23 protein-coding genes and 1 pseudogene are annotated in these 22172 nt (G+C 52.9%); 16 read left to right on the top strand and 8 right to left on the bottom strand.

Translation table 11 applies throughout. The features are described 5' to 3' along the window. Positions 1-13 precede the first annotated feature (13 nt). The gene (locus EX31_RS00685; RefSeq protein ID WP_014416664.1) at positions 14-916 is read right to left on the bottom strand and encodes a homocysteine S-methyltransferase family protein; all 903 of its coding nucleotides are present in this window, start codon (positions 914-916) and stop codon (positions 14-16) included. Between the two features lie 645 nt (positions 917-1561). Here EX31_RS00685 and fhuE point away from each other — a divergent pair. From fhuE to EX31_RS00645, 9 genes are all read left to right on the top strand, one after another. Beyond that, positions 1562-3787, top strand: coding sequence for a ferric-rhodotorulic acid/ferric-coprogen receptor FhuE (fhuE, locus tag EX31_RS00680; RefSeq protein WP_156106949.1), 2226 nt, complete (start codon positions 1562-1564; stop codon positions 3785-3787). Between the two features lie 746 nt (positions 3788-4533). Further along, complete coding sequence (locus tag EX31_RS00675) at positions 4534-5571, top strand: dipeptidase (RefSeq protein ID WP_081925096.1); 1038 nt, start codon at positions 4534-4536, stop codon at positions 5569-5571. A gap of 170 nt (positions 5572-5741) precedes the next feature. After that, positions 5742-5813, top strand: a complete 72-nt coding sequence (gene pqqA, locus EX31_RS25040; RefSeq protein WP_013578120.1) for a pyrroloquinoline quinone precursor peptide PqqA — start codon at positions 5742-5744, stop codon at positions 5811-5813. Between the two features lie 58 nt (positions 5814-5871). Continuing rightward, positions 5872-6783, top strand: a complete 912-nt coding sequence (gene pqqB / locus EX31_RS00670) for a pyrroloquinoline quinone biosynthesis protein PqqB (RefSeq protein ID WP_037032805.1) — start codon at positions 5872-5874, stop codon at positions 6781-6783. A gap of 11 nt (positions 6784-6794) precedes the next feature. After that, positions 6795-7562, top strand: coding sequence for a pyrroloquinoline-quinone synthase PqqC (gene pqqC, locus EX31_RS00665; RefSeq protein ID WP_037032804.1), 768 nt, complete (start codon positions 6795-6797; stop codon positions 7560-7562). 26 nt (positions 7563-7588) lie between these two features. Next, positions 7589-7846, top strand: coding sequence for a pyrroloquinoline quinone biosynthesis peptide chaperone PqqD (pqqD, locus tag EX31_RS00660; RefSeq protein WP_037033221.1), 258 nt, complete (start codon positions 7589-7591; stop codon positions 7844-7846). Continuing rightward, on the top strand, positions 7833-8966 hold the full coding sequence (gene pqqE, locus EX31_RS00655; protein ID WP_037032803.1) for a pyrroloquinoline quinone biosynthesis protein PqqE: 1134 nt from the start codon (positions 7833-7835) through the stop codon (positions 8964-8966). Before pqqD ends, pqqE begins: the two co-directional genes overlap by 14 nt. Positions 8967-8973: 7 nt before the next feature. Next, positions 8974-11166, top strand: a complete 2193-nt coding sequence (pqqF, locus tag EX31_RS00650) for a pyrroloquinoline quinone biosynthesis protein PqqF (RefSeq protein ID WP_037032801.1) — start codon at positions 8974-8976, stop codon at positions 11164-11166. Between the two features lie 112 nt (positions 11167-11278). Next, complete coding sequence (locus EX31_RS00645; RefSeq protein ID WP_037032800.1) at positions 11279-12406, top strand: GGDEF domain-containing protein; 1128 nt, start codon at positions 11279-11281, stop codon at positions 12404-12406. 44 nt (positions 12407-12450) lie between these two features. Here EX31_RS00645 and lldD read toward each other — a convergent pair whose 3' ends face one another. The 5 genes and pseudogenes from lldD to EX31_RS00625 form a co-directional block, all read right to left on the bottom strand. Continuing rightward, positions 12451-13614 (bottom strand): FMN-dependent L-lactate dehydrogenase LldD, encoded by a 1164-nt coding sequence (gene lldD, locus EX31_RS00640; protein ID WP_013578113.1) that lies wholly within the window; start codon positions 13612-13614, stop codon positions 12451-12453. A 202-nt stretch (positions 13615-13816) separates the two neighbouring features. Beyond that, positions 13817-14083 carry a hypothetical protein gene (locus EX31_RS25035; RefSeq protein WP_072012245.1) on the bottom strand — a complete coding sequence of 89 codons (267 nt, stop codon included), beginning with the start codon at positions 14081-14083 and terminating at the stop codon, positions 13817-13819. Next, complete coding sequence (locus EX31_RS00635) at positions 14052-14270, bottom strand: hypothetical protein (RefSeq protein WP_037032799.1); 219 nt, start codon at positions 14268-14270, stop codon at positions 14052-14054. The genes EX31_RS25035 and EX31_RS00635 overlap by 32 nt, the downstream gene beginning before the upstream one ends. Before the next feature lie 95 nt (positions 14271-14365). Further along, a pseudogene (locus EX31_RS00630) lies at positions 14366-14575 on the bottom strand (iron dicitrate ABC transporter ATP-binding protein); the annotation flags it as partial. 274 nt (positions 14576-14849) lie between these two features. After that, entirely contained in the window at positions 14850-15068 is a 219-nt protein-coding gene (locus EX31_RS00625) for a YgdI/YgdR family lipoprotein (RefSeq protein ID WP_013578112.1), read from the bottom strand. A gap of 378 nt (positions 15069-15446) precedes the next feature. Here EX31_RS00625 and EX31_RS24915 point away from each other — a divergent pair, with 378 nt between their 5' ends. The 7 genes from EX31_RS24915 (at position 15447) to EX31_RS00590 (ending at position 20782) form a co-directional block, all read left to right on the top strand. Then, positions 15447-15821, top strand: a complete 375-nt coding sequence (locus tag EX31_RS24915; RefSeq protein WP_051930969.1) for a hypothetical protein — start codon at positions 15447-15449, stop codon at positions 15819-15821. Positions 15822-15933: 112 nt separating this feature from the next. Next, positions 15934-17259, top strand: a complete 1326-nt coding sequence (gene hutW / locus EX31_RS00615) for a heme anaerobic degradation radical SAM methyltransferase ChuW/HutW (protein ID WP_037032795.1) — start codon at positions 15934-15936, stop codon at positions 17257-17259. Beyond that, positions 17246-17758: a heme utilization cystosolic carrier protein HutX gene (hutX, locus tag EX31_RS00610; RefSeq protein ID WP_156106948.1), complete on the top strand. Its 513-nt coding sequence runs from the start codon at positions 17246-17248 to the stop codon at positions 17756-17758. The genes hutW and hutX overlap by 14 nt, the downstream gene beginning before the upstream one ends. Further along, positions 17755-18378 carry an NAD(P)H-binding protein gene (locus EX31_RS00605; protein WP_134705339.1) on the top strand — a complete coding sequence of 208 codons (624 nt, stop codon included), beginning with the start codon at positions 17755-17757 and terminating at the stop codon, positions 18376-18378. Before hutX ends, EX31_RS00605 begins: the two co-directional genes overlap by 4 nt. A gap of 167 nt (positions 18379-18545) precedes the next feature. Beyond that, positions 18546-18767 carry a YdgH/BhsA/McbA-like domain containing protein gene (locus tag EX31_RS00600; RefSeq protein WP_014416648.1) on the top strand — a complete coding sequence of 74 codons (222 nt, stop codon included), beginning with the start codon at positions 18546-18548 and terminating at the stop codon, positions 18765-18767. Between the two features lie 195 nt (positions 18768-18962). After that, the gene (locus tag EX31_RS00595; RefSeq protein ID WP_013578107.1) at positions 18963-20312 is read left to right on the top strand and encodes a type II toxin-antitoxin system HipA family toxin; all 1350 of its coding nucleotides are present in this window, start codon (positions 18963-18965) and stop codon (positions 20310-20312) included. Beyond that, positions 20309-20782 carry a helix-turn-helix transcriptional regulator gene (locus EX31_RS00590; RefSeq protein ID WP_013578106.1) on the top strand — a complete coding sequence of 158 codons (474 nt, stop codon included), beginning with the start codon at positions 20309-20311 and terminating at the stop codon, positions 20780-20782. The genes EX31_RS00595 and EX31_RS00590 overlap by 4 nt, the downstream gene beginning before the upstream one ends. 60 nt (positions 20783-20842) lie before the next feature. Here the strand turns inward: EX31_RS00590 and EX31_RS00585 are convergent, their stop codons facing one another. Both EX31_RS00585 and EX31_RS00580 read right to left on the bottom strand, forming a co-directional pair. Then, positions 20843-21163, bottom strand: coding sequence for a DMT family transporter (locus EX31_RS00585; protein WP_037032793.1), 321 nt, complete (start codon positions 21161-21163; stop codon positions 20843-20845). Positions 21164-21278: 115 nt separating this feature from the next. Continuing rightward, on the bottom strand, positions 21279-22133 hold the full coding sequence (locus EX31_RS00580; RefSeq protein WP_037032792.1) for a LysR family transcriptional regulator: 855 nt from the start codon (positions 22131-22133) through the stop codon (positions 21279-21281). Positions 22134-22172: the final 39 nt, after the last annotated feature.

Genomic DNA, 22172 nt, shown 5'->3' with positions numbered 1-22172 from the left:
CTTTTTATGGATGTTATTTAGCGAAGGCCTGCTTAAGCGCGGCGATGTGTTCCGGCCCGATCCCGCAACATCCCCCGACCATGGTGGCACCCTGCGCCACCCAGTCTTTCGCGAAATCAAGATATCCGGCAGGATCAGTGTCCTGACGCATTTTGCTCAACCCTTCGTTGGCACCGCGCTGATTATCAGAAGGTTCGAAAGCATTGGCATACACGCCGATATCAAGCGCAGATCCCTGCGCCGTCAGTGCGGCACGCGCGGTTTTCACCGCCGTCGCCATCACTTCAGGCCGGCTGCAATTGAACAGCACCGCACCGGCAGAAATCCGTAATGCGCCGTTTACGGCATCATCAACTGATTCGCCGGAGCGCAGCAGCGCATTGCCATTTTCATCAAGATTGTCCTGCAAGGTAAAAGACAGCCATAGCGGACGCGGGTCATCGCCGAGCACCTCACGCACGGCTTCGACTTCCGCCACAGAGCTTTGCGTTTCGGCCAGCCAGACATCGACGCTGTCCGTCAGATTATTCACCAGCACTTGCAGTAATTTTTTGGCTGCCACCGGTTCGAACAGATCCGGACGATAAGACCCGAGAACCGGAGGAAGTGAACCCGCGACCAGCACATCAGCCGGTGCTGCATCCGCTGCTTCCCGCGCCAGCTTGCCGGAAAGCGCAATCAGCGCCGCGCCCTGCTCCACAAAAACATCTTCACTAATATGGAACGGCACCACGGCGTAACTGTTGGTGGTGATGACCTGAGAACCGGCAGCAATAAAAGCATCGTGAGCGGCTCGCACAAACTCCGGAGCCTCCATCAGTGCCAGCGCAGACCATTCAGGCTGACGAAAAGGAGCACCCATCCGGGCCAGTTCGCGCCCCATGCCGCCGTCGAGGATTTTAACGTTACTGAACATTGTGTCACCGCCGTTGTATTTTTCTTAGCCGAATCAAACGTTAATCCGACAGGTAGTGACACTCTACAAAACGAACGTTTAGATGTCTAGATTTCTTAATGGCTAAATGGTGGGTTTTTAATGGCAAATTGGTCTCACTCGCCGTGAGGTCCGGACCGGGACAATTTCGGTTTCTCAAGTGCGGCGATCACTTAACGCGCTGCGCCGAAACCGCCCAAGAGGGAAAAGTGCTTTTTCCCTCTTGGATCTCCCTTCGCTTTTTCAACACGCGCTATCGCTCGCTGGCTATGTTTCAGGTAGCACAGCGACAGGCTGGAAATCTTGCCGCTGCGCGGTGCCTTCATTTCGGGATTGCAGCCTCAGGTCTGCAACCACTCATTCAGCAAGCTTTCTGAATCGCCCGCAGGATCTTAAATTCAACAACAGAGTGTTTTATCTTTGCTCCTCCCCCCGTCTGTAATATTTATTTACATCGTTAAACCCAATGCGTATTATTCTCATTCGCTTTATTAACCATGACCATTTTATCTTGTCCAGCCCTTGTTCCCGGGGATTCTGGCGGGATTTGCTCATGCAGATAAAGCCGTATTCATACAAAAATGCCGTGGCCTAAAAAATAAAAAAATAACCGTGTGGAGAATAGTTATGTCTGCTTTTTCAGGGAATTGCGTTGTCAGGAACAATAAGCAAAATATTCATAATAATTCAGGAAAGAAACTTTCACTTTCAGTGATCGCATTGTTAATTTCGTCGTCTTTGCATTCTGCTTATGCCGCAGAAACTCCCGCTAAAAAAACGGCGGGCGATACCGTTGTCGTGACCGGCGAAAACAATAGCGCCAGCGCAGCGGAGACTGCCGCCACCGATTACAGTGTTCCGGTCACCACCGCGGGCACAAAAATGGCCCTGACGGCGCGCGATATTCCGCAGTCCGTCAGTATCATCAGCAAGCAACGTATGCAGGATCAGCAACTGCAATCTCTGGGTGATGTGCTGAGAAACACCACCGGTATTCAGGAAAGCGTCTCGGATCTCGACCGCCGTACTTATTACGCGCGTGGCTTTCTGATCGACAACTACATGGTCGATAACATTCCGACCACCTTCGACCCGCGCTGGGATCTGGGTGATTCCCAGTCTGACACGGCGATTTATGAACGTATCGAAGTGGTGCGCGGTGCAACCGGTCTGATGACCGGCCCCGGCAACCCGTCAGCATCCGTCAATCAGGTGCGTAAACACGCCGACAGCAAAGAATTCACCGGCAATGTTTCTGCTACTTACGGTAGCTGGAATAAACAACGTTACGTGGCGGATTTATCCACACCGCTGAACGAATCCGGCAGCGTACGTGGCCGCCTGATCACCGGTTATCAGGACAAAAACAGCTACGTTGAACGCTACGGCGCCACCAAAAAATTCGTCTATGCCACCGTGGATGCCGACCTCACCGATTCCACCCTGCTTTCCGCAGGCTACGAATTCCAGCAAACCAACACCGACAGCCCGACCTGGGGCGGTATGCCGCGCTGGTATCTGGACGGCAGCAAAACCGATTATCGTCGCGGCTTTAACTCCGCACCGGACTGGGCGTACAGCGATAAAGAAACGACTAAGCTGTTCACCACCCTGAAGCAGTCGTTCGATAACGGCTGGCAGGCCACACTAAACGGCACCCATACCGAATCCCGTATCGACAGTAAGATGATGTATATCGACGGGACATTCGATAAAACCACCGGCGTCGGCGAATCCGCTTATGCCGGTTATCCGGTGGTGGCGGGAACCGGTTATAACACCGGTAAACGTAAAGTCGATGGTGCGGATGCCTTTGCCAGCGGCCCGTATGAACTGTTTGGCCGTCAGCATGAACTGATGACCGGTGTGAGCTACAGCAAACAGCAGAACACCTATTACAGTTCATTTGCCAATATCTCAACCGAAGAACTGGGCAATTTTAACGATTTCAACGGTCAGTTCCCTGAAACTGACTGGGGTCCGCGCGCGCTGGCGGAAGAAAATGTTATTCGTCAGAAATCGGCTTACGTGGCTACGCGTCTTTCACTGGCGGATCCGCTGCACCTGATCGTTGGCGCACGCTACACCAACTGGAATTCTCACACGCTCACCGACCAGATCGAAAAGAACAACATCACGCCGTACGCCGGTCTGGTGTTCGACATCAACGATACCTGGTCGACCTATGCGAGCTACACCTCAGTGTTCCAGCCGCAAACTTACCGCGATATCAACGGCGGCTACCTTTCACCGGTCATCGGCAAAAACTACGAAGCGGGCGTAAAATCTGACTGGTTTAACAGCCGTCTGACCGCGTCGGTTTCTATCTTCCGCGCGGAGCTGGATAACGTGGCACAAAGCACCGGCCGCATTATTCCTGGCACAACCGATACCGCCTATGAAGGCAAAAACGGCACCGTCAGCCGCGGCGTGGAATTTGAAGTGAACGGCGCGCTGACCGATAACTGGCAGATGACGTTCGGCGGTACCCGTTACATTGCAGAAGATGAAAATGGCGATGCAGTTAATCCGCAACTGCCGCGCACCCAGCTAAAACTGTTCTCCAGCTACCGTCTGCCGATGTTGCAGGATCTGACCGTCGGCGGTGGCGTGAACTGGCAGACCCACGTCTGGGATACCGTTCCGGGGCCAAGCGGCAACGGCACCCGTTATGCAGAACAAGGCAGCTACGCGCTGGTTAACCTGTTCAGTCGTTATCAGGTCACCAGACAACTGGCGGTGCAGGCCAACGTGAATAATCTGTTTGACAAAGAATATGACACCAGCGTGAACCAGTATGTGGTCTACGGCGAACCAAGGAATGTGTCGGTGACGGCGAGCTATAGTTTCTGATTTGCTGAGGCCGCAGCAATTGCGGCTTTTCACTTGCAGTGAGGGCTGGTTTCTCACTCGCCGTGAGGGCAGAACGGGTATATTTCGGTTTCTCACTCGCCGTGAGGACTGGATCGAGAATATTTCGGTTTCTCAAGTGCCGCGGTCACATGATGCGCTGCGCCCAAACCGACCAGAGGGGAAAGGCTTTTCCCCTCTGAACTCCCCTCGCTTTTTCAATACGCGCTCCGCTCGCTGGCTATGTTTCAGGTATCTCCGCGACAGGCTGGAAATCTTGCCGCTTCGCGGTGCCTTCTCTCGGTCCTGAAGCCTGAGGTCTTCAGGCCGCTCCGTTCAGCAAGATTTCTGAATCGCCCACACGATCTTAAATTCAAAAGCAGAGCTGTTTCATCTTTTAAAAATGTTGATTGGCGTGATCAAAAATGGCACCGAATGAACGGTTCGAGACCTATGGCTCGAAACCTGAAATTCGGGAATCGCGCAGCGATGACATTTTGCGCCACTTACAATAGCCACGAAACATGTCCATCGTCCCAGCGGTAGCGCGCAGTAAAAGAGCCCGGGGGGTCTTGGGGGGTGGCGGCGATAGGCCGCCCCCCAAGTCGGTGTGGGCCGACGCCCACGGTCTTGACCTTGACCTGGAAATTGATTTTAAAATCGCCCCTTTGCACCGATCTGTGCAAAATAACCAAAACTTACATAATTCTCCATGTTTCAACATGACTTTATAAAGTACCATTAACATCATGAACACCATTCCACATCCCCCTGTCTTCGACGGTCATAACGACCTGTTACTGCGCCTGTGGCTGCATGATGCAGCAGATCCTGCTGCCCTGTTTCTTGATGGCTCACTGGAAGGACATCTCGATCTCAGGCGTTGTCGCCTCGGTGGCTTCGCGGGTGGCTTATTTGCCATTTTCGTACCACCTGATTCGTATATGCCACAACTGAAGCCAAATTCTCCGGCTGTGCCTCATGACGCGTTAGCCATCACACAGGCACAGATTTCACTGCTGGAACGTATCGAAACACAGTCATCCGGGCGGGCAAAAATCTGCCGGACGGTCGCCGAAATTGAACAGTGTATCGCTCACGACGTGCTGGCAATGGTGATGCATATTGAAGGCGCGGAAGCGCTGGGAGTTGACTTCTCGCGGCTGGAACTCTGGTATGAAAAAGGGCTGCGCAGTATCGGGCCTCTGTGGAATTTACCCAATCAGTTTGGGACCGGCGTGAAAGGCGATTTTCCGGGTTCGCCGGATACCGGTGAAGGCCTGACGCCCGCCGGGCTTGGATTGCTGCGTGAGTGTAACCGGAAAAGGATCTTGTTCGATGTCTCGCACATGAACGAAAAGGCCTTCTGGCAGACGGCAAAATTCAGCGATGCACCGCTGGTTGCCACCCATTCAAATGTGCATGCGCTATGCCCGCAACCGCGCAACCTGACCGATAAACAACTGGCTGCCATTGCGGAAAGCGACGGCTTTGTTGGCGTTAATTTCGGCACAGCGTTTCTGCGGGCAGATGGAAAACGTAACGGTGACACCCCAATCACCGAAATTGTTAAACATCTTGATAACCTTCTTGGTAAACTGGGCGAAGAAAATGTCGGTTTTGGTTCGGATTTCGACGGCATCAATGTGCCGGATGTCCTCGGCGATGTCGCTGGATTGCCGTTACTGATTCAGGCCATGTCTGATGCGGGTTACGGCGACGTATTGATCGAAAAAATCGCCTGCCGTAACTGGCTGAAAGTATTAAAGCAAACGTGGGGTGAATAGTTTTTCATCCGGCATTTTGCGCTAATCCCTGTGGCTTACAGGGCAATATCGGTTTGAGCTCATCGCAACATTTTCTTAGCCAAACCAGCGATATTTGACAATAAGCCGATCACCTGCCGCAATTAAAGCGGCAGTGAACTTAAAACTGTAATCACCAAGAGGACGTAATTATGTGGACTAAACCTTCTTTCGAAGACCTGCGTTTAGGCTTAGAAGTGACGCTGTACATTTCTAACCGCTAAGCCCTTGTGCCCACGGTTAACTGTGGGCATCTTCCTTCCCTTTCCCCCTGGTTCTCACATGCAGATTATCGTACTTGGTTCCGCGGCAGGCGGCGGCTTCCCTCAGTGGAACTGCAATTGCAGCAACTGTCAGGGCGTTCGCAACGGCACCATGAAAACCTCTCCGCGGACCCAGTCGTCAATTGCCGTCAGCGACAATGGCACCGACTGGGTGCTGTGTAACGCCTCGCCGGACATTTGCCACCAGATTGCCGCCACGCCGGAACTGATAAAACACGACGTTTTACGCGGCACCGCCATCGGCTCCATCATCCTGACCGACAGCCAGATTGATCACTGCACCGGCCTGCTGAATTTACGCGAAGGCTGTCCGCATCAGGTGTGGTGCACGCCGGAAGTGCATGAAGATCTCACCACCGGCTTCCCGATTTTCACCATGCTTTCGCACTGGAATGGCGGCCTGCAACACCACGCTATCGCGCCGGAGAAGCGCTTCTCCGTGGCCGTGTGCCCGAATCTGACATTCACGGCCATTCCGCTGCTGAGTAACGCGCCGCCTTATTCGAAATACCGCGGCAAACCGCTCCCCGGCCACAATATCGCGCTGTTTATTGAAGACACGAAAACCGGCACCTCGCTGCTGTACGCACCGGGTCTGGGCGAGCCAGATGATGAACTGCTGAAGTGGCTGCATAAAGCCGATTGCCTGCTGATTGACGGCACGCTGTGGCAGGACAACGAGCTGGCGACCACCGGCGTCGGCCGCAATACCGGCAAAGACATGGGCCATCTGGCCCTTGCCGAAGAACAAGGGCTGATTGCCCTGCTGTCTTCCCTTCCGGCAGAACGCAAAATTCTCATCCATATTAATAATACCAACCCGATCCTCAATGAAGCCTCTGCCGAGCGGCAGGCACTGACGCAGCAAAACATCGAAGTCAGCTGGGACGGGATGCGCATCGAACTTTAGGTAAAACGATTATGACGACATCTTCAAACCGGACGTCACCGATGACGCCGGAAGCTTTTGAACAGGCGCTGCGGGCCAAAGGCGCGTTTTATCACATCCATCATCCGTACCATATTGCGATGCATAACGGTCAGGCGACGCGCGAGCAAATTCAGGGCTGGGTAGCGAACCGGTTCTATTATCAGACCAGCATTCCGCTGAAAGACGCGGCCATTATGGCCAATTGCCCGGATGCGCAAACCCGACGCAAATGGGTACAGCGTATTCTCGATCACGACGGATACGGCGGCAGTGAAGGCGGTATCGAAGCCTGGCTGCGACTGGGGGAAGCGGTCGGTCTGGATCGTGATGTGCTGCTTTCAGAAGAAAGGGTGTTACCGGGCGTGCGTTTTGCGGTCGATGCTTACGTTAACTTTGCCCGCCGCGCCGTCTGGCAGGAAGCCGCCTGCAGCTCACTGACCGAACTGTTTGCCCCGCAAATCCATCAGGCTCGTCTCGATACCTGGCCGCAGCATTACAAATGGATTGAGGAAGAAGGTTATGGCTATTTCCGCAGCCGTCTGAGCCAGGCGAATCGCGACGTGGAACACGGCCTGCAACTGGCGCTGGAATACTGCGATACCGTCGAAAAACAGCAGCGCATGCTGGAAATCCTGCAATTCAAACTCGACATTCTGTGGAGCATGCTCGATGCCATGAGCATGGCTTACGAACTGAACCGCCCGCCGTACCACAGCGTGACGCAACAGGCGGTCTGGCATAAAGGACGACTTCTGTGATCACCATTACCGAACACTACACGCCGATGTTCCGTCGCGGCTACCGCATGCAGTTTGAGAAAACGCAGGACTGCCACGTGATTCTGTATCCGGAAGGGATGGCGAAACTTAACGACAGCGCGACCTTCATTTTGCAACTGGTCGACGGCGAGCGGACGATTGCCAATATCATCGATGAGCTGAATGCCCGCTTCCCGGAAGCCGGTGGCGTGAATGATGACGTCAAAGATTTCTTCGCTCAGGCCCATGCTCAAAAGTGGATTACCTTCCGTGAACCTGCTTAAACCTGCGGTCAAACCACCGTTGTGGCTGCTGGCCGAACTGACCTACCGCTGCCCGTTGCAATGTCCGTATTGCTCGAACCCGCTCGATTTCGCCAAACAGGAAAAAGAGCTGACCACCGCACAGTGGATCAAAGTGTTCGAAGAAGCGCGGGAAATGGGCGCAGTGCAAATCGGTTTCTCCGGCGGCGAGCCATTGGTGCGTAAAGATTTGCCTGAGCTTATCCGCGCTGCCCGCGATCTCGGTTTTTACACCAACCTGATCACGTCCGGTATCGGGCTGACCGAGAAGAAAATCGATGCGTTTGCCGAAGCCGGACTGGATCATATTCAGATCAGTTTTCAGGCCAGCGACGAAACGCTGAACGCCGCACTGGCGGGTAACGCCAAAGCCTTCCGGCAAAAACTGGAGATGGCAAAAGCGGTGAAAGCCCACGGTTATCCGATGGTGCTGAACTTTGTGCTGCACCGCCATAACATCGACCAGATCGACAAGATTATCGACCTGAGTATCGAGCTGGAAGCCGATGACGTGGAGCTGGCGACCTGTCAGTTTTACGGCTGGGCGCAGCTTAACCGCGAAGGACTATTGCCGACCCGCGAGCAGATCGCCCGCGCCGAAAATGTGGTGCATCAGTATCGCGAGAAAATGGCGGGCACCGGTAATCTGGCCAACCTGCTGTTTGTGACGCCCGATTATTACGAAGAACGTCCGAAAGGCTGCATGGGCGGCTGGGGAGCGATATTCCTCAGTGTGACGCCGGAAGGTATGGCGCTGCCGTGCCACAGCGCGCGTCAGTTGCCGGTCGAATTCCCGTCTGTACTGGAAAATACCTTGCAGGAAATCTGGTACGACTCGTTCGGCTTTAACAAATACCGCGGCTTCGACTGGATGCCGGAACCCTGCCGTTCCTGTTCTGAAAAAGAGAAAGACTTTGGCGGCTGCCGCTGTCAGGCGTTTATGCTCACCGGCAACGCCGACAACGCCGATCCGGTGTGCTCCAAATCCGAACATCATGGCAAAATTCTGGCAGCTCGCGAACAGGCCAACTGCACCAACATTCAGATCAATCAGTTGCAGTTCCGCAACCGCGCGAACTCGCAGTTGATTTTTAAAGGCTGAGGGTCTGATGCTGCCAGCCGTACACACCCTGACACTGGCTAACGGATTGCGGGCCAATATTCTTCATGACCCGCAGGCTTCCCGCGCCGCCGCGCTGGTTCATCTCAATGCCGGAAGCCATCACGAACCGCAGCACTTTCCCGGGCTGGCGCATCTGTTTGAGCATGTGGTGTTTGCCGGAAGCCGTGAGTTTCAGGGCGATGACCGGCTGATGATGTGGGCGCAGTCCGAAGGGGCGCGACTCAACGCCAGCACGCACGCCACCTCGACGGCGTGGTTTTTCGATATGACACCGGCAAAGTTTGCAGACGGTCTGGCGCGTCTGACGGACATGCTGGCGCAACCTTTGCTGGCAACGGAGGCCGTGCAGCAGGAAGTGGCGGTGATCGACGCCGAATACCGCATGCTGACCGGTCATGCGGATTCCCTTTGTGATGCGGCGCTGAGTCTGGCCTTTGCGGCTCCGGCACAACTGCATGATTTTCACGTCGGTAACCGTACCGCTTTCGGAGAGGATATTTCCGCTCTGCAACAGGCACTGACGGACTATCATCAGCAATTCTTCACCGCAGGGCAGCTCACGTTGTGGTTACAGGGGCCGCAATCTGTCGCTGAACTGACCACGCTGGCAGAGCGTTACGGCAATGCCTTTGTTGCCTGCAACGGTTCTCAGCCAGCGCCTGCTCAGCCTCTGGTATTGCGCGACGAACGCCATCTGCAATTGCGTCTTGACGGGTCACCACGACTGCGTTTTTCTTTCCCGGTCACGCCCTCGCCCGCGCTGACGTTATTGCGTCAGCTCCTGGCGGATGAAGCGCCGGGCAGTTTGCTGGATCAACTTCGAACCCAGGCGCTGGCAGACAGCGTGCAGGTTTCGCTGCCGTACGCATCCGCCCGTGACGCTATTCTCAGTATTGAATTTCTCGTCTGCGATACCACGCCTGCTTTATGTGCACGTGTGGAAACACTGTTCTGCCACTGGCTGCAACAGATTCATGCTTTACGCACCGGGCATTTGCAACATTACACTGCCCTCGCGCATCGCGATTTCAGCCGCCTGACGCCGCTGGATCAACTGCGCGCCCGCACCCTGGATTTCCCGCCCGCCGCGCATAACGGCTGGCAGATATTGCTCAGTGAGTTAAAGCCGGAAAACATGACGCGGCTGTGGATTGCGCCGGATGTGTCTGGTCAAAACACCCCGGTAAAAGGCTTCACCCTGCCGGTCAGTTTTAAAGAATGGCAATCACAATGTGACAACGTCACGAAATCACCTTTTAGGTTTTACCTCCCGGCTGCCAAAACCTCGTTAAAAACGAATGAAAGTGTCCAGACAACCGGTGCCCCGCTGACCTTACTTCAGGCGTGTATCGCCCGCGCCAGCCTGCGCGCCCTTTGCGCGCAATCTGCCCATGCAGGTCATTCTCTGGTGTTTACCTGTGCGCAGGGCAACGGATTATTACAACTTAGCGGCTCTCAGGCATGGGCGACGCGCACGCTCGCCACGGCGCTCGAACTGCTGCGCACGCCTTCTCCCGCCGCGCTGGCACAAGGCAAACGGCTGTTTGAGCAGGAACAGCATCAGCTGGCATCGGATATCGCGATACGCACCCTGCTGGCAAAACTGCCGGAAGTGGTCAGCAGCTCGTCAGGCGGAGTGCATGAATTCACGACCGCCGGAGACGATGCTGCGGTATTGCTATTCTGTCCGCTGGCGGAAAACACCGCTGAATGCCTGGCCGCCACGCAGATTTTAGCGTCGTTTCTCGAACCCAAATTCTTCCAGCAATTGCGCGTCGAAAAAAATGTCGGATACGTAGTGAGTTGCCGTTTCCATCAGACCGCCCGCCAGTCCGGCATTTTGTTTGCATTACAATCGCCTACGTATAGCGCAGAAACACTGCTGGGGTTTATCCATACGTTTATCGCGCAGATCCCGGCCATCATTGACGGCATCACTCCGGAGGCACTGGAAGAAAAGCGCTGCGTGTTGCGCGAATCGCTTAGCGCACGGCCCGCTGACAGGCTGGAAGCGGCGAGGCAGCAATGGTTAAGGGAGTTTGCCTTTGCGCCCCCCGCGAATGAGATGGTCATCGCGGGAGTAACTGCGGAACAACTGGCTGACTGTCTACGAACACCGGACAACGCCTTCCCCTGCGAAGGGGAGGGTTGGGGTATTACCAAAAAATCAAGAAGTTGATGTCTGCTTTGGCCATCGTTTCGTCCTTAAAACCCCTCCCGGCCTCCGCAGGGGGAGGAGTAAAAACTCTTCTTCGTCTACACTATCCACGAAGACGACGTTAAGGAAAACCATGCAAAAAACCACTCACACGCTGCAAGACACAGCGTTTAACGCCCTGCTGGATCACTATAAAAAAGCGTCACTGCGCATCAGCGCTATCTGGTTGCTGCTCGCCAATCTTGGTTTTGTGCTTTTTTTATTCGGACGTCATCAGTTCAGGGTATTACTGGATCCGAACGCCGACGTGGCGGTTTCCGGTCCGGTGCTGGATAATTTAGCCCTGATTTTCCTGGTATTTTTTATCATTCTTTTGCCCGTGCTGCGCTTCATACGCTCACGTACGCCCGCGATGATACTGGCGTTTCTGGTCGGTTTATTCTGGGCCGTGGTGTTTCATTTCATGCTGGCCAGTGACACGCAGCAACAACTGGTCTTCCCGCTGTTCTGTATGCTGATTTTTACGGCGCTGATTGCGCTGTACCCGACCATGCCGATCCTTTACAGCTTCACATTACCGCTGTGGTTTTCATTATTTTTTCATCTGGTACTGCTGAAAGAGGATATTCCGATTCTGGAAATCGCTGCGATGATTGTCGTCAGCGCCCTGTTTGAAAGCGCGCGTATTATGCTCAGCCGCTGGTTTGTCCTTTCTGTCAGGCGGGAATGCGACAACCAGTTGCTGGTCAGCAAGCTGGATAATCTGGCGCATTATGATCCGCTGACGGGCGTAGCGAACCGCCGCCAGCTTGATAATCAGCTTGAACAACTGATTGCGCAAACGGAACGTCAGGGCGGCACCTTTTCCCTGATCATGATTGACGTGGATTATTTCAAAAAATACAACGACCATTACGGCCATCAGGCCGGAGATACTTGTCTGGTGGGCATCGCGGAGTGTTTCAAACAGGTCGTAAGACAACCGGCCGATCTGGTGGCCCGTTATGGCGGTGAGGAGTTTGTGATCCTGCTGCACAGCGCCACCGCCGACGATGCGGAGGTCGTCGCGGAACGCATCAGGCAAAGCGTAACGCAGGCGGCTATCCCGCACGCCTTATCACAGGTGGCAGACACGGTGACGGTCAGCCAGGGCATTATGCAATGGTCGCCGGGCATGACTTCGCTGGAATTACTCAAACGTGCCGACGGTGCACTGTATGACGCCAAACATGCGGGCAGAAACGGCTATTGCGTGGGGTAATGAAACAGGGCGTGGCTTCAAACGGAAGTTGCGCCCTCTGCATTTTACAAGGTCGCGCGATGCACCTGATTCCGTCCGTAAACCAGCGAATCGCCACTGATATCAGCAATGGATTTCGCCCCGGTCAATGTCATCGCTACCCGCATTTCTTTTTCGATCAGGTTCAGCAGATTAATGACCCCAGCCTCGCCCGCCGCCGCCAGCGCATACACAAACGCCCTGCCCAGCAGCACGCTGTCTGCACCGAGCGCAATCATGCGGACCACGTCCAGACCGGTGCGAATGCCGGAATCGGCGAGAATGGTGATGTCACCTTTCACCGCGTCTGCAATAGCCGGCAGTGCGTGGGCGGTGGACAACACACCGTCAAGCTGACGGCCGCCGTGGTTGGAGACCACAATGCCATCAGCACCAAATTTCACCGCGTCTTTTGCATCTTCCGGATCCAGAATCCCTTTGATAATCATCGGGCCTTTCCAGAACTCACGGATCCATTCCAGATCTTTCCATGAAATCGACGGGTCGAAGTTCGCGCCCAGCCAGCCGATATAATCCTCCAGCGTGGTGGGCTTGCCGCGATAAGCGGAAACATTACCCAGATCATGCGGTTTGCCGTTCAGGCCGACATCCCACGCCCATTGCGGATGCATGACCGCCTGCAACATGCGGCGTGCAGCGGCGTTCGGGCCGCTCATGCCGGAATGCGCATCGCGATAACGTGCGCCGGGCGTCGGCATATCCACGGTAAACACCAGTGTTTTAACCCCCGCCGCCTGCGCGCGTTCCAGCGCATTGCGCATGAAACCCCGGTCTTTCAACACATAAAGCTGGAACCACATCGGCCGGTCGATGGCCGGTGCAACCTCTTCAATCGGACAGACAGAGACGGTGGAAAGCGTGAAAGGAATGCCTTTTTTCGCCGCCGCGCGGGCAGCCTGCACTTCGCCGCGTCGTGCGTACATACCGGTCAGACCGACCGGTGCCAGCACGACGGGCATCGCCAGTTTTTCGCCAAACAGTTGTGTCTCAAGACTGAGATCGGACATGTTTTTGAGGATGCGCTGACGCAAGGCGATGTCGGCCAGATCGGCGGTATTACGTCTGAGCGTATGCTCGTTGTAAGCGCCGCCGTCGATGTAATGAAACAGGAATGGCGGCAGTTTACTTTTTGCCGCGGCGCGGTAATCCGTTGATGCAGAAATGATCATGATGTTTTCTCGTTATCTTGCGCTCTTTTGATTGGCGCTGTAGGGGTGTCAAAAGTGTAGCTGATAAACACAACCTGAGAGAAAACAATGGCAACGAAAAACCATATTTTTACGCGGCAGAGCATGGGAGTAGAAAGAAGGAGAAATCTTGAAAATGCGCGGCGGGTTTAATCTCGCCGCGTTGATGATGTCCACGGATTCATCATTTATCGGGTTTGTTGAGATGCCAGTGTAAAAGCCTGACGATCACCTGATACAAAATAACTGTGATAACAGGACAAATAATAAATAGCGTCAATCCGATAAAGCCTTCAACGTCTGGTTCTCCAAATAACGCGGCTGTGTCATTCCAGAAGATATATTGTTCTTTAGTCACAGGGTATGAAGGCCGCAGAATAAGAAAAACCAGAACGTAAATGCCCACTGCAATTAATATTCTAAATCCCGTTGTCACACGACGCCTGCCCATTCAGGATCACCTCTATCATTCCATAACTCATTAAACCATTGGGTAATTCTGTCTGCCGGGTAGACATCAAGGCCTGACGAATAGCCATAAAATCACTGCGATGCTGAAGGGTGAAAGTACCTGCGCCGAACCTCTTCAGTGGTAAAAAACACACATCATTAACGACAAATTTTCCATGCAAGGTCATGAAGCATCATCCTTAAATTTAACTTAACACGAGATTTTACAAGTTTGAATGACAAAAAAGCATGACGCTCGCGCCACAATCTATAACACCCCATTTCACCGCACAATACACATCGGCCTGCCCGACGCCGGTTCAGGGTAGATTTGCGCATCGATATCAAAAACCTGCGCCAGTAATTCGGGTGTCATCACCTCTCCCGGCGTGCCCTGCGCGATAATCTTGCCCGCTGCCATCATCACCAGATAATCACAATAGCGGCTGGCCTGATTCAAATCGTGCAGCACCGCCACCCGCGTTTTCCCCTGCTGATTCTGACTGCGCAATATGCTGCTGCAGTAACGCCAGTTTGCGGGCGAGCTGGCGGCCATGCAAAGTTGATAAATCCTCGTGGCCGAGACGCAATATGCCGCCAGCCGGTGTCAGCAAACGTGCTCTATTTCCCCTTAAACCAGACCCTAAAAGGAAATTTATACGTTTCGGGCTGGCAATCGGCTATAACTTTCTGAGAAAGAGATATATATTTTTACCCCGCAGATGACGCCATTAATAATATTAATGGCGGTTCCTGTGCCAGCGCACTTATTTTTCGACAATCTCTTTTACGTCACCCTGATGAACCTGGTGAACACTGCCATCAGTATCTTTATAAGAGATCAGACCGGTATCTTTGTCTTTCACCGGCTTGCCATGTGTTGTAATCATATGCCCGTCATTGGTTGAAATGACATAATCACTGGAACAGGCACTGACAGCAAACATGATGCCCATAACAGCCACTACGCTTAATACTTTTTTCATCATAACTCCTGTTGAATTTTAACGCTAAATATCCGAAAAACACGCTATCAGGCTAATAAATATATCATTATTTTCTAACCACCCGCTTTCACATAAGCGTATTCTGGTGGCTCATGTTATGGGTTCATACTGTCCTTAAATTCAACGCTTTGACAACGGGATGCTGAAAAATAAGGATGATGTTAATATTTTAACATCCGGATAAAGAATTTTTTATGCGTACATTACGCTGAATCCATGCACATATTTTCTAATTTTAAATTGTTGGTGTTCGTACCGGAACGCGATAATATTCATTATCGGGCGTCCGCAGAGGTATATGCACAGCAATATCATCATGCCCGGTAAAAGAGAGAATCAATAACCGGAATAGCTCTAATGCAAAATGAGATGAGAATAACTATGCTCAGGAAACCAATATTACTCACGCTGATATTTCTGATATCAGCATGTGCGGGTGAAAAGAATTTTTCAGTGGATTATATTAATAATCATCCCTGGGACATTGCTTATTGTTTACGTCAGAACCTGAATCAAAAAGGCTATCAAACCGGAACACCCGAAAATGATGCAGCCAATATAATGAAAGAAATGACCGTAAGTAAGAATGGAGAAACAGCGGGTATCTACTGGATTGATAAAGCCACTGTGGGGTCTATTGGCCGCTCAGTAAGTACACATAACGTTCAGGACTGGGCGTATCGGGATATGGATGCCGCGTTGCATCAATGTAAGTCAGAACTGGATCAGTAATCCTTTTTAACTTGATACAGATCATCTAAAACGTGGGTTAGGTTTGATCGAATGATAATCATTATCGTTTAATGCTCGGGAATGATTGATTCTTCAGGAGAAGAAGAACCCTATGAGCTTAGACCTCTCGCGTTTTTATGCCGCTGATCAGGGGCTGCCATTTCCCGACCGGCGGGCAGTGATGCCATGGCGACCTCAGCAGCCCGTCGCCCCGCAGGATGTCCCTGCTCAGTGGCAGGCGCTCTGCATGCGCACACTTGCGGCCAATAAGCGCCTGGTCTATCTGCACATCCCTTTTTGTGCCACGCACTGCACATTCTGCGGGTTCTACCAGAACAAGCTGGAAGCGCAAGCCACAGAACAATACTGCGATTATCTGATCCGCGAAATTGAGCAGGAAGCCGGTTCGCCGCTGCATCAGTCCGCCCCTGTCCACGCCGTGTACTTTGGTGGCGGCACGCCGACCGCGCTCAGCGCGAAACAACTGCACCGGATTATCACCACGCTGCGCCGCAGTTTACCCCTGGCGCCGGACTGCGAAATCACCGTCGAAGGACGCATTCTTAACTTTGATGATGAACGGATTGATGCCTGTCTGGATGCCGGTGCGAACCGCTTTTCCATCGGTATTCAGACCTTTGACACGCGCATCCGCCAGCGAATGGGGCGCCGCGCGAACCGTGACGAAGCCATCAGTTTCCTGCGTAAACTCGGCGAACGTGACCGGGCTGCCGTGGTCTGCGACCTGATGTTCGGATTGCCGGAGCAGACGCCTGAGAGCTGGCGGGAAGATTTGCAGATTATCCGCGACCTGCCGCTGGATGGCGTTGATCTTTACGCGCTGAACCTGCTGCCTTCCACGCCGCTGGGCAAAGCGGTCGGGAATAAACGCACTACACTGCCGGATGTCAGCATGCGCCGCGATTTTTATCTCGAAGGCGAGGCGTTTCTGGCGCGTGATGGCTGGCATCAGATCAGCAACAGTCACTGGGCGCGCAACACCCGCGAGCGCAATCTCTACAATTTGCTGATCAAAAAAGGCGCGGATTGTCTGGCCTTTGGCAGCGGGGCGGGCGGCAATCTGGATGGTCAGTCGTATATGACGGCGCGCAGTCTGGAAGCGTATTACCAGCAACTGGACGCCGGGTTGAAACCTATCATGATGATGACGGCGTCAACGACCCGCGAGCACCGCTGGCGGCTGGATTTGCAGGGCGGCATCGAAGCGGGCCGTTATGATCTCAGCCGTATTGTTGAAGACCCCTTCCCGCTTGAACCCCTGTTGCAACAATGGCAACAGTGCGGCCTGATGCACAGCGAAGGCCCGCGCTTTAATCTCACGCCTGCCGGGCGGTTCTGGGCCAGCAATATGTTGCAGGCCTTACAAACACTGATCCCTCAACTGACCTTACGGAATGACGCACATGCACACGGATAACCTTCAGTCCCTGATCGACTTTTTAGCCACGCAGCCCGAAGGCACTGTCGAAGATATCGCCCGGGAATATGCCATCACGCCGCTGGAGGTGATCCGCAATCTGCCGGGAAGTTATCTGTTTGCAGGCACGCATTTTGATGCGGTCTGGGACAACATCACGGCATGGGGCGAGGTGACGACGCTGGTGAATAACGAGGATCTGATCCTTGAATTCCACGGCGAATTGCCGACCGGCACGCATCGTCACGGCTACTTTAATTTGCGCGGTAAACACGGAATGAGCGGCCATATCCGTGCCACACACTGCCAGCATATTGCCCTGGTTGAACGGCCATTTATGGGAATGAGCACAGCAAGTGTCTGGTTTTTAAACGCTTGTGGTTATGCCATGCTCAAGGTTTTCGTCGGGCGCGACAGCCATCGCCAGCTTCTTGCCGATCAGCTGAATGCTTTTCGTGCCCTTCCCGCCATGCTGGCTGAGAGAGAGAAACAACCTTGAATACTTTGCTGATTTTTGGCGCAGGCAGCGGTGTCGGCGCAGAACTGGTTAAGCTCACGGCGCAGGATCGCCCGGTAGTGGCACTGATCCGCAACCCTGAACAAGCCGCAGTATTGCGTGAACAGGGCGTGACCGTCATTGAAGGCGATGCACTCAATTCCGCAGATGTATTGCAGGCCTGCCAGATGGCCGGTCCGGACGCGCAAATCGTGTCAACGCTGGGTGGCAAACTTGCCGATTACACTGCCAACCGGCTGATCATTGATACCGCAGAACAAGCCGGCATCCGCCAGATGTTGCTGGTGACGTCTATCGGTTGCGGCGACAGTTGGCCAACGTTATCCGCACGGGCAAAACAGGCGTTCGGCCAGGCAGTTCGTGAGAAATCACTGGCGGAAAGCTGGCTGCAAACCAGCTCGCTCGAAGGATGTATCCTTCGTCCCGGTGGCCTGATGAACGGTGAGGCGACCGGCAAAGCGCACCTGATCCAAACCGAAGCTCACGGCCGCGTGCGCAGGAGCGATGTCGCCCTGCACATCCAGCAACTGCTGGCCTCAGGCGATGGCTGGGGCAAAGTGTTTGCGCTGTGTGATGCGACGCTGGAGGGAGAACGGTTCTGAATTAAATGCCCCGGAAACGGGGTATTTCGCCCCCTGACATGTTATTCAGAAATTTTAACCAATATCAGCAAATCACTTCGCTATTCATTCTAATCCCACGGCGTTATTCTTCTTCTCATCGAAGGCACATGGCCTTCCCCAAACAAACATTGAGAAGGAATGACATCATGAAATCTATCAAAACTTTCGTTGTTGCTGCTGCACTCGCCACGGTTTCTTTCGGTAGCTTCGCCGCTGAAATCGGCACCGTATCTGCTTCTGGCAATACGTTAGAGGGTCTGGAATCCACCTTCGCAGCCAAAGCCGCTGCCGCCGGTGCAACCTCTTATAAAATCATCGAAGCCGGTGGTCAGAACCGTCTTCACGGCACTGCCGTGTTGTACAAATGATTTGCTGAAGTCCTGAGATAAAAACAAAAGCCGCTCCTTTTACAGAGCGGCTTTGTCATTGAGGTAAAAAACATAATGAGTGGGATATCACTCATTATTGCTTTAAAAAACCTTTAATGAGTGATTTAGGTAACATTAAATGGACTCTCATTGGATAATGAGTAATATACTACTCATACACTAATGGGAGCCCATATGGAATTTTTAACGTTACAAGCTTTCCTCAATAATACCTGGGTTGATATTGCTAACATCACTTTTCCCGGCAGTGAGCAGAATAACTATCGTCTGACAGAACTGAATTATCATTCGGATTACGCTATTGATAACCTTGATCGTGACGATAACCATGCCGCATCGTTGAATCACCCCGTCTCTTTGTTTTTTGATGGTGACGATGAGCGAGGTTGGCTGAAGTTTCTTGATGATATTATTCCCAGCGGTTCAAGTCGCCGCTATTGGGCAAACTATCTCGATCTCGAAGGACTGACAGCCGATCAGCAAAATTTCATTTTGCTCAAACATGGCACCTTGTCCCCTGTTGGCAATCTGCGCATAAAAGAATCATTACCGGAATATAATCCACTGGCTGAAAAACTTTTCTTCACTATAGAAGATGTTAAAAACCGGGCGGGTGACTTTCTGGACTACGCACAACAACGCGGTGCGGCTGCCGGTGGCGCGACAGGCGCCGGGGGCGAAGCACCAAAGCTGTTGCTGCGTTGTAGTCAGGAACAGCAAATCTGGATTGATACCTACCAGAATGACACTGCCAACCGGGACATTCCCTATTTGGTCAAATATCCCCGTGGCGCAAGAACAGAGGTAGACTGCAATATTCTTCGGGCAGAATTCTATTTCTACCATGAGCTTGAAGCCATGGGGTTTGACACGATCCCGACGCAAAACATGCGGCTGGAAGAAGGGCTGACTTATCCGTCACTCTGGCTTCCGCGTTTTGATATTTCTTTTGAAGAGGAAGGACTTATCAGACGTTTCGGAATGGAATCAGTCTATTCACTCCTGCGCAAAGCGCCCGGTGTGACGCTGTATCATGAAGAAACCCTCCGTGCACTGATCGATAAGATTTCACACAGTCATATGGTGACAGAACAAGGTTTTGATTTTGATATCCCGGGGTTTGTGACTGAATGGGTACGACGAGATCTGCTCAATATTATTTTTGGTAACAGCGATAATCATGGGCGTAACACCTCTTTCCTGAAAGATGAACGCAGCATCCGGCTTGCACCAATCTACGATTTTGCGCCGATGAAAGCCGATCCGGAAGGTATTGCCAGAACGACGAAATGGAAGGCTCCGCTGGAAATCGGCGGTGAATACGATTATCCCGGCATTGCACAATCACTCGATGATCTTGTCCCGGCAGAAACATTACTTTCGGCACTTAAAAACACGTCACATCAACTATCGGGACTGAAAGAGCGGCTGGAAGCCCGTGGCATACCGCAGCAAATTTTGAACATGCCCGCGATAAGTTTCAGTTTTATTCCTGAAAAGTTACGCCGCTGGGGGTTGTTATGAAAGAACCAGAGATTGCCGCAAACTCTGCGAGAAATACCATTGATAAAATACGGGCTAAACAAAATGAGGCGAATCATGTGCGGCGTGACGCCGGACAAATGCTGGCTCAGGAAGAAACATCTTCCACGGGAAAAAAACAAGCCCAGCGAAGAGTGTCGAACCTGACGAAACCCGTCAGCACCAATGACCGAAATCAAGCCCGGCTCGACATCATGCGGGCGTTACTTTTGGGTGAAATCACGCAGGGACAAGCACTAAAAGCACTGAGGATTACGGTGCTGGGGTTAAAACAAGACGCCTTTGGGAAATTAGTGACAGTGTCACGTAAAACGCTATCAGAAGTGGAAAATGATAAGGGAAATTACACGCCTGACATCATCAACAAACTGTTTAGACCATTTGGCCTGAAAGTCGGGCTGGTGCCGGTTTCTCAGCAGATATTCAGGACTCTCTTTGAGCGCAGTGAGTAAGATGTAAAAAAAAGCCGCTCCTTTTACAGAGCGGCTTTGTCATGTTCCGCGTTGCCGCTTCTATCCTTTCGTCGCCACTTTCAGCAAAATCACGCCTGAAAAAATCAGCAGGACGGCGATGACGCGCAGCGGATTAAGGCTTTCGCCAAACATCACAACACCGAGAATGAAAGCGCCGATAGCGCCGATGCCGACCCAGATGGTGTAAGACGTGCCGAGGGGCAGCGTTTTCATGGAAATCGCCAGCAAAACGACGCTGAGTATCATGAAGAAGACCGTAAGCATACTGGGAATGAGACGGGTGAAACCGTGAGATTCTTTCATCGCGGTCGACCAGACCACTTCGAAAATACCGGCGAAAAGCAGATAAACCCAGGCCATAAAATGTCCTTAAAACACGCAAGGTCGTCCCTGCATCAGTATGGCTGAGTCTCTGGTCGTCCAGTCAGCATGAAGAGTGGGGATTATAGTTCACTCTTTCCTGACTTTACAAAATCTACGCCTCGGGCAAAAAAGAATCTTTTTCAGTGTGCAGGGTAATAATGGCCGGACGGAAAAGTTTCCCCTTCTGTTCGATTTCAAAGCTGCGGAAGTGACGGCTCTCACCCACTTCAGATTCCGGCATCAGCGCCGCACCGACCAGACCGTCGCGGAACATCTCGATCACCATCCGGGGTTCGGACACTTTCATGATCACATTCACGTCTTTCACTTCTTCATACAGTCGGTTGAGCAGCACTTCATACGTCCCCTCGCCGCCCATGCGGTGCAGCATCACCAGCGGGAAACCGGAGAGATCAGCGAAAGAAAGCGTGCGTTCCGGCAGCGTGTTCGCCAGTTCGCCGGACACCACCGCGACCAGTTTTATCGGCTCGAATTCACGCACGTAGAAAGAACGCACGTCAGCGGGCGTCTGGATCATCGCCATATCCAGCGTTTTGTTCATCACCAGCTCTTCCAGACTGGTCGATTCGGACACTAAAATGTTCGGATCCCAGTCCGGGTTTTTGCGGTACAGCTCGAGAAAAACGGTGTTGAAATAGCGCAGATAAAGGTAAGAAACGCCGATACGCACCGGGCGTTTTTTTTGCGAGGCGATATCGATGGCTTGTCTGGTGACGCTGTTAACCTGATTGAGGATATCGCTGGTTTTGCGATACAGAAAGCGTCCGGCTTCAGTGAGTACCATTTGTTTGCTGGTGCGGATAAACAGCGGCGAACCGATTTCTTCTTCCAGCTCATGCAGGCGTTTTCCGAGCGGGGGCTGTGCGATATTCAGCACTTTCGCCGCTTTGCTGATCGAGCCCTGCTCAGCGATGGTACAGAAATAGCGCATTCTTTTGAGATCCATCTTTCTTTCCCTTCCTGTCAGTCTGGCCGCGTGACGCCC

Source organism: Rahnella sp. WP5 (genome assembly GCF_000745615.1).
GTDB lineage: Bacteria > Pseudomonadota > Gammaproteobacteria > Enterobacterales > Enterobacteriaceae > Rahnella > Rahnella aceris.
This window is presented reverse-complemented; position numbering and strand designations above follow the sequence as displayed.